Source organism: Devosia sp., assembly GCF_017307565.1.
Classification (GTDB): Bacteria; Pseudomonadota; Alphaproteobacteria; order Rhizobiales; family Devosiaceae; genus Devosia.
Genome location: NZ_JAFKHD010000210.1, coordinates 1 through 8541 on the forward strand (window position 1 = coordinate 1; position 8541 = coordinate 8541).

General features: G+C 62.1%; 5 protein-coding genes and 1 pseudogene. All 6 read right to left on the reverse strand.

The window, feature by feature from the left end:
- Positions 1-285, reverse strand: a pseudogene (locus J0I64_RS06665) (glycogen debranching enzyme GlgX); the annotation flags it as partial.
- 10 nt (positions 286-295) lie between these two features.
- A complete protein-coding gene (locus tag J0I64_RS06670; RefSeq protein ID WP_291406818.1) occupies positions 296-1927 on the reverse strand; it encodes an alpha-D-glucose phosphate-specific phosphoglucomutase in 1632 nt (543 codons plus the stop codon).
- A complete protein-coding gene (gene glgA, locus J0I64_RS06675) occupies positions 1908-3368 on the reverse strand; it encodes a glycogen synthase GlgA (RefSeq protein WP_291406822.1) in 1461 nt (486 codons plus the stop codon). Before glgA ends, J0I64_RS06670 begins: the two co-directional genes overlap by 20 nt.
- A complete protein-coding gene (gene glgC / locus J0I64_RS06680; RefSeq protein ID WP_291406819.1) occupies positions 3368-4639 on the reverse strand; it encodes a glucose-1-phosphate adenylyltransferase in 1272 nt (423 codons plus the stop codon). Before glgC ends, glgA begins: the two co-directional genes overlap by 1 nt.
- Positions 4640-4693: 54 nt before the next feature.
- The gene (glgB, locus tag J0I64_RS06685; RefSeq protein WP_291406820.1) at positions 4694-6883 is read right to left on the reverse strand and encodes a 1,4-alpha-glucan branching protein GlgB; all 2190 of its coding nucleotides are present in this window, start codon (positions 6881-6883) and stop codon (positions 4694-4696) included.
- Between the two features lie 94 nt (positions 6884-6977).
- A partial coding sequence (locus tag J0I64_RS06690; protein ID WP_291406821.1) for a glycogen/starch/alpha-glucan phosphorylase occupies positions 6978-8541 on the reverse strand: 1564 nt, incomplete at its 5' end.

The following is an 8541-nucleotide window of genomic DNA, read 5'->3' on the forward strand; positions in this document are numbered from 1 at the left end:
CTTGTGCGGATCAAAGAAATAGCCCTGATCCGGATCATAGCGGCCATCAGCCCGCAACCCGTAGCGCGCGCCCGCCCCGATGCCCGCGACGAGGCCAGCGCGAATATTCTCGGCGTAGACATCGAGCTCGATGCGCTCGATCTCCTGGTCCTGCTCATCATAGAGCGAGACCCAGATGGCGGTTGCGGCCTCCGAATAAACGGCGAAGTTGACGCCCTCGGGCGTAATTGTGGCGCCGAGCTTTTCAATGCTCCCGGCGCCCGGAACCAGATGTGGACCAGTCAATTTTGTGCGCTCAAGTGATAACGCTGGGCTCGTTCCGACCCGTCCGCCCCTTGATGGCGGCAAGGTTTTCGGTAATCCCGATAAGGGGAGCGAGGGCGTCTTGGGTATCGAGATCGTGCTGTCCATCGGCGGGCTCGTAGCGTTCGAGGTAGACCCGCAACGTGGCCCCCACGGTGCCGGTTCCCGAGAGCCGCAGCACTATTCGCGAACCGTCCTTGAACCCGATCCGAATGCCCTGCTTGGCGCTGGTCGAGCCGTCCACCGGGTCGTGATAGGTAAAGTCATCCGCATAGGCGACTTCGAGCCCGTTCAGCACCTGCCCCGGCAGGGCTGCGAGCTGTCCGCGCAGGTCGTCCACCAGCGCATTGGCGGCGGCGCTGTCGACTTCCTCATAGTCATGGCGCGTATAGTAATTGCGCCCATAGGTTGCCCAGTGCTCGCGCACGATGGCATCGACGCTCTGCTTGCGCACAGCCAGAATATTGAGCCAGAGCAGCACGGCCCAGAGACCGTCCTTCTCGCGCACGTGGTTCGAGCCGGTACCGGCGCTTTCCTCCCCGCAAATCGTCACGCGGCCAACATCGAGCAGATTGCCGAAGAACTTCCAGCCCGTCGGCGTCTCGTGCATTTCGATGCCGAGCTTTTCCGCCACGCGGTCTGCTGCAGCACTCGTCGGCATGGAGCGGGCGATGCCCGCGATCCCCGCCTTGTAGCCCGGCGCCAGATGCGCATTGGCCGCCAGGAGCGCCAGCGAGTCCGAAGGCGTCACGAAACGGTTCTTCCCGATGATCAGGTTACGATCGCCGTCACCATCCGAAGCAGCGCCGAAATCGGGGCCCTGCGGGGTCATCAGCAGGTCGTACATGTCCTTGCAGTAGACAAGGTTGGGGTCTGGATGACCATCATTGAACGATGGCGAAGGCACGCCATTCTTCACCGTTCCCGCCGGCGCACCCAGAATGCCCTCAAGGATCGCCTTGGCATAAGGCCCGGTCACGGCATGCAGGGAGTCGAAGGTCATCGTGAAGCCCGACGCGAAGAGCCCGCGAATGGCGTCGAAGTCGAAAAGCGTCTGCATCAGCGCCGCATAGTCCGCCACCGGGTCGATCACCTCGACCACCATGTCGCCGACCTTCTGCGTGCCGATCTTGCTCAGGTCGATATCGGGCGTATCCAGCGTCTTGTAGCTGTCGATCACTTTGGAGCGCGCGAAAATGGCGTCCGTGATCTTTTCCGGCGCCGGCCCGCCATTGCTCACATTGTACTTGATCCCGAAGTCGCCTTCCGGCCCACCCGGATTGTGACTCGCCGACAGAACAAGCCCGCCGAATGCCTTGTAATGCCTGATGATATTGCTCGCGGCCGGGGTTGAGAGCAAACCACCCTGCCCGACCAGCACCTTGCCGAAGCCGTTGGCCGCAGCAATGCGGATGGCCTTCTGGATGGCCACGTCATTGTAAAAGCGCCCGTCCCCGCCGATCACCAGCGTCTTACCGCCCAGACCTTCGAGGCTATCGAAAATCGACTGAATGAAGTTCTCGAGATAGTTGGGCTGCTGGAACACCGGCACCCGCTTGCGCAGGCCGGACGTACCCGGCTTCTGGTCAGCATAGGGGGTGGTCTTAATTGTCTGTATGGTCATCGGCTTTCAGTCCAATCAGCGATGCATAGAGCTGGGCATAGCGGGCGGCGCTGGCTTCCCAGCTCACGTCCGACTTCATTCCGCGCCTCTGCATCTTCTTCCAGCTTTTATCGTCATTGTAGAGTTCGAGCGTTCGCCGGATGGCGTTGGCCAAAGCCTCTTCGCTCGGCGGCGCAAATTGCACGCCGGTAGCTACCTCGGCCTGTATTGCGGCGACATTGGCATCGATGACCGTGTCATTGAGCCCGCCCACCCGACTTACCAGTGGAATACACCCATAGCGCAGCGCATAGAGCTGGGTCAGGCCACAGGGCTCGAAGCGCGAGGGCACCACCATAACGTCAGCGCCGCCCTGAATCAGATGGCTCAGGCGCTCGTTGTACCCGGTCACCAGACCCACACGGCCCGGGTGACGCATCGCGGCCCCGCGCACGGCATTCTCGAGTTCCGCTTCGCCCGAGCCAAGCACGGCAAGCTGCCCGCCGGCTTCCACCAGCATTTCGATGCAGTTGACCAGCAGATCTATGCCCTTCTGCCAGGTGAGACGGCTAACCACCGAAAACAGCGGACCGTCCGACGGCTCGAGCCCAAAGGCCTCCTGCACCGCCGCCTTGTTATTGGCGCGGCTGTTGAGCGAATTGGCCGTGAAGGTCGAGGTGAGGTTGTGGTCCGTCCCCGGATTCCAGGCATCCATGTCGATGCCGTTGAGAATGCCATGCACAGTGGACGAACGATTGTTGAGAAGCCCATCAAGCCCCATGCCGAAGGCCGAGGTGCGGATCTCTGCGGCATAGGTCGGTGACACGGTGGTCACGACGTCGGCGCATTCGACGCCGGCCTTGAGAAAGCCGACGCCACCAAAATACTCGACGCCTTCCATCGAAAAGGCGTGCGCCGGCAGGCGCAACTGGGTGAAGATATCGGCGCCGAACGTGCCTTGGAAGGCCATGTTGTGAACGGTCACCACGGTCTTGAGCGTCGCCGACGGGCCATATTTCACATAGGCGGCGACAAGCCCTGCCTGCCAGTCATGGGCATGCAGCACCTGCGGCCGATACCCTTCCACCAAGCCCAGTCCCAGCTCCGAAGCGACCCAGGACAGCGCGGCAAAGCGCTTCCAGTTGTCCGGCCAGTCCCAGCCCTCCGGGCTCATATAGGGATTGCCCGGCCGATCGTAGAGCGCCGGCGCATCGAGCACGATGAGGTCGAGCCCATCCGCCCGGCCGGCAATCAGCCGGCCGGTGACCCCGAAGAGGTCGCTGAAATAGAAGACCTCGCGCGATTGCCCGAGCTTGGCCATCACCGACGGATAGCCCGGCACCAGCGTGCGCATGGAGACGCCGTTCTTGGCGAGCGCCGCCGGCAGGGCGCCGGCGACATCCGCCAGCCCCCCGGTCTTGATCAGCGGATAGACTTCCGATGCGACGGAAAGAACCTCGATCATCGATCAGCCAGATAGCGGTTGACCATGGCCTGGGTGATGAGGGTGACCCCATCCTCCGTCCGCCGGAACCACTTGTCGTCAAATTCGGGATCCTCGCCGACGACCAGCCCCTCGGGAATGGAAACACCGCGATCGATGACCACCTTCTTCAGTCGCGCATTCCGCCCGATATCGCAGTAGGGCAACACCACCGCCTCATCGAGCACCGAATAGGAGTGTACGCGGCTGCCGGTCGAGAGCAGCGTCCGCTGCAGATGACCACCCGAAATGATGCAGTCGCCCGATACCAGCGAGTTCACGGCCGAGCCGCGACGCCCATCGAAATCGTGCACGAACTTGGCCGGCGGCGTGATCTCGGCATAGGTCCAGATCGGCCAGTCACGATCATAGAGGTCGAGCTGCGGGTTGATATCGGTCAGATCGATATTGGCTTTCCAATAGGCGTCCACCGTACCGACGTCGCGCCAATAGGAAACCGTCTCGTTACTGGACCGCACGCAGGAGCGCGGGAAGCGGTGCGCCCAGGCCGTGCCGTTCTTGACGATATAGGGAATGATGTCCTTGCCGAAATCACGGCTCGAACCTTCCGTCGCTGCGTCGCGGCGCAGTTGCTCCATCAGGAAGCGCGTCTCGAACACATAGATGCCCATCGAGGCCAGCGCCATGTCCGGCTTGTCCGGAATACCCGGCGGATCCTTCGGTTTTTCGACGAAATCGACCACCCGGTCGCGCCCGTCGACATGCATCACGCCAAAGCCGGTGGCTTCCATGCGCGGCACTTCGAGACAGCCGATGGTCACGTCCGCGCCCGTATCAACGTGCTGCCGGAGCATGATTTCGTAGTCCATCTTGTAGATGTGGTCGCCGGCAAGCAGCACGATATAGCGCGCGCCGTAATCCTCGATGATGTCCATGTTCTGGAACACGGCGTCCGCCGTGCCCGCATACCACATGTCTTCCTTGACGCGCTGGCTCGCGGGCAGCACGTCGAAGCTTTCGTTTCGTTCGGTGCGCAGGAAATTCCAGCCGCGCTGCAGATGGCGGATCAGGCTGTGCGCCTGATATTGCGTCGCCACCGAAATACGGCGAATGCCCGAATTGATGGCATTGGAAAGCGCGAAGTCGATGATGCGCGACTTGCCCCCAAAATAGACCGCCGGCTTGGCGCGGCGATCCGTCAGTTCCATCAGACGCGTGCCGCGCCCCCCGGCAAGCACATAAGCCATGGCTTCACGCGCCAACGGAGACGGTACTCGATAGTCAGCCATTTACTTCCCTCCACACCTGCCCGCCTTTAAACGGGACGTATCCACCCAAAGCGCTCATTCCGGCTCGTATTTGAGAAACAGTGTCGCCAGCGGCGGCAGATAGAGCTCCAGCTCCGCCGGCATGTGCCGTCCCTCGACCGCACGGGCGTTCACCGCACCCTGGTTTCCTGTATTGCCCCCGGAATACCAGCCGGCATCCGTATTGATCCGTTCCACCCAGCGCCCGACCTTGGGCGCCGGCACCTTGTACCCGCTGCGTGGCACTGGCGTGAAATTGGAGATGACGATGACCGGGTCGGCCCCCTCCGACTTGCGCACCCAGGCATAGACGGTGTTGGTCTGGTCATTGCCGATCAGCCATTCAAACCCGTCCGGCTCGCAATCGCGCTCGTGCAGCGCCGGCAGGCTCCGGTAGGCGGCGTTGAGATCGGCCACGAGCCGTCGCATGCCCTCATGCGGCGGTGAATCGAGCAGCCACCAGTCGAGCCCGCGGCTTTCCGACCATTCCTCGCGCTGCGCGAATTCCTGGCCCATGAACAGGAGCTTCTTGCCCGGATGCCCCCACATGAAGGCGAGATAGGCCCGCAAATTGGCAAACTGTTGCCAGTCGTCTCCCGGCATTTTCGAAAGCAGCGCGCCCTTGCCGTGAACCACTTCATCATGGCTCAGCGGCAGCACGAAGTTTTCGCTGAACGCGTACATGAGCCCAAAGGTCATGTCGTTGTGGTGATAGCGCCGATGGATGGGATTGCGGCTCATGAAACGAAGCGTGTCGTTCATGAAGCCCATGTTCCACTTGAAGCCGAAGCCCAGGCCGCCATTGTAGATGGGGTGACTGACGCCCGGCCAGGAAGTCGACTCCTCGGCAATCATGAAGGCGCCCGGAAACTGACGGTAAACCTCCGCATTCACCCGCTGCAGGAAGGCGACGGCCTCAAGGTTCTCGTTGCCGCCATGCTTGTTGGGCACCCACTGCCCCGGCTGGCGGGAATAATCGAGATAGAGCATCGAGGCCACGGCGTCGACGCGCAGCCCGTCGATGTGGAACACCTCGAACCAGTAGAGCGCGCTATTGGTCAGGAAGGCCGAAACCTCCTTGCGCCCGAAATTGTAGATCGCCGTATTCCAGTCCGGATGATAGCCCTGCCGCGGATCGGCATGCTCATAGAGCGCCGTGCCGTCGAAGCGCGCGAGCCCGAACTCGTCGGTCGGGAAATGCGCCGGCACCCAATCGAGAATGACGCCTAGCCCCGCTTCGTGCGCAGCATTAACCAACCTCGCAAACCCAGCCGGGTCGCCAAAGCGCGAAGTCGGCGCAAAGAGCCCGGTCGGCTGATAGCCCCAACTTGGATCAAATGGATGCTCGGAAACCGGCAGGAATTCGAGATGGGTATAGCCCATGTCTGCCGCATAGGGCACGAGTTGCTCGGCGAGCTGGTCATAGGAGAGGAAAGACCCATCCGGCCGCCGCCGCCAAGAACCCAGATGCACCTCATAGATGGACATGGGCGTCCGCCGCCAATCATGGCTGGCGCGCTCTTCCATGTACTTCTGGTCGCTCCAGGTGAACGGGGTCGGATCGGGCACGACCGAAGCCGTCCGCGGCCGCAATTCGGCCTGCCTGGCGAAAGGATCGGCCTTGAGCGGCAGCACTTTGCCATCGGGCCCGACGATCTCGTACTTGTAGATGGTCCCCGTACCGAGCACGGGAATGAACACTTCCCAGATGCCGTTGCGGTTGCGCATCGGGTTGCTGCGGCCATCCCACTGGTTGAACGGCCCAACCACGGAAACGCGCAGTGCATTGGGCGCCCAGACGGCGAAATGCGTGCCGTGAATGCCCTCGAATTCCATCTCGTGGGCGCCGAGCTTGTCGAAAAGCCTCAGATGGCTGCCTTCACCGATGAAATAGTCGTCTGCCGGCCCCAGCACCGGGCCGAAGGAATAAGGATCGTAGACGTCCCATTCGCCGCCTGAATTGCTGGCGCGGAGGCGGATCGGCTGGCGCGTTCCGATGGCCACCAGGCCCTCGAAGAATCCGCTCGAATGCCGCGGGTAGAGACTCCCCAGGGCCTGCCCGTCGAGCGTAAACGCCGCAAGCGTCTCCGCATGCGGCACGAAGGCCCGCAGCACCCATTCACCGTCGATGTCGTGTAGACCGAGCACGCCGAAGGCATCGCCGTGGCGACCTGCCACGATCTCTTCGACATCACGACTATCGGCCTGCCAAGTTTCCCTGCTCACGCCTCATTTCCCCCCATGACCTGCCAATTCAATGCTGGCGGTCGCAATCTGAAGGCCGCGGACCGGTTCGGGGTCCGCGACCCGTCTTTTCTTGTTATGCGGTCGGTACGTTCCAGATTTCGGCGGCATACTGCCGGATGGTTCGATCCGACGAGAAGAAGCCGACGCTGGCCGTGTTGCGGATCGCCATGGCGTCCCAACGCGAGCGGTCGGACCAGATCTTCTCGACCTCGCTCTGCGCTTCCCAATAGGCGTCGAAGTCGCGTGCCACCATGAACCAGTCATGGTCATAGAGCCCGCCGATCAGGTCGCGATAGCGGTTGGGATCATCCGGCGAGAACACACCCGAAGCAATCGCCTCCAGCGCCTCGCGCAGGCGAGGCGAATTGTCGATCGAGGAGCGCGGTACTTCGCTGCGGCCACGCCTGTCGGCCACTTCCTCGGTGGTCAGACCGAAGATGACGATGTTGTCGTCACCCACTTCCTTGTGCATCTCGACATTGGCGCCATCCATGGTGCCGATGGTGATCGCACCATTGGCCATGAACTTCATGTTGCCGGTGCCCGAGGCTTCCATGCCCGCCGTCGAAATCTGCTCGGAAAGATCGGCCGCCGGCACGATCGTTTCAGCGAGGCTGACATTGTAGTTCGGCAGGAACACAACCTTCAGGAGCCCACGCACCGCCGGATCGTTGTTCACGACCCGCGCCACATCATTGATCAGCTTGATGATCAGCTTGGCGTTCCAGTAGCTCGGTGCCGCCTTGCCGGCGAAAATCTTCACCCGCGGCACCCAGTTGCGTTCGGGATGCGCCCGGATTTCGGCAAACAACGCCACCGCGTGGATGATGTTGAGCAATTGCCGCTTGTATTCGTGGATGCGTTTGATCTGCACGTCGAACAGCGCATCGGGCGAAACCGAAACGTTGACGCGCTCCTTGATCAGCCGGACCAGCCGCTCCTTGTTGGCGCGCTTGACCGCCGCAAACTGCCGCTGGAAGCCAGGATCGTCGGCATGCTGGAGCAGGCCATGCAGCTTGCTCACGTCGTCGAGGAATTCCGGCCCGATCCGCTCGGTCACGAGCTTGGTCAGCGCTGGATTGCACTGCATCAGCCAGCGCCGCGGCGTGATGCCGTTGGTCTTGTTGTTGATGCGCTCGGGATAGAGCTTGTGCAGGTCGGCAAACACCGTCTGCTTCATCAACTCGGTATGCAGCGCCGACACGCCGTTGATCGAGTGCGAGCCGGCAAAGGCCAACTGCCCCATGCGCACGCGGCGCCCGCCATGCTCGTCGATCAGCGACACGGCCGCAATCTGCTGGTCGGTGAACTTGGCCCGCCCACGGGCCTCGGCCAGCACATCGGCGTTGATCTGGTAGATGATCTGCATATGCCGCGGCAGCAGCCGCTCCAGCAGCGCCACCGGCCAGCTTTCGAGCGCCTCGGGCAGCAGCGTGTGGTTGGTATAGCCAAACGTGCCCTTGGTGAGCTTCCAGGCTTCCGCCCATTTGACGCCGTTGTCATCGACCAGAATACGCATCAGCTCGGCCACCGAAATGGCCGGATGAGTATCGTTGAGCTGGATGGCCACCTTGTCCGGCAGCGAGCCCAGATCGCCATACTGCTGCAGATGCCGCCGCACGATGTCCTGCAGCGAA

Excerpts from the sequence above, each read along its gene's own strand:
- glgC (WP_291406819.1), bottom strand. The coding sequence starts at position 4,639 with ATGGCTGACTATCGAGTACCGTCTCCGTTGGCGCGTGAAGCCATGGCT.
- J0I64_RS06670 (WP_291406818.1), bottom strand. The coding sequence starts at position 1,927 with ATGACCATACAGACAATTAAGACCACCCCCTATGCTGACCAGAAGCCG.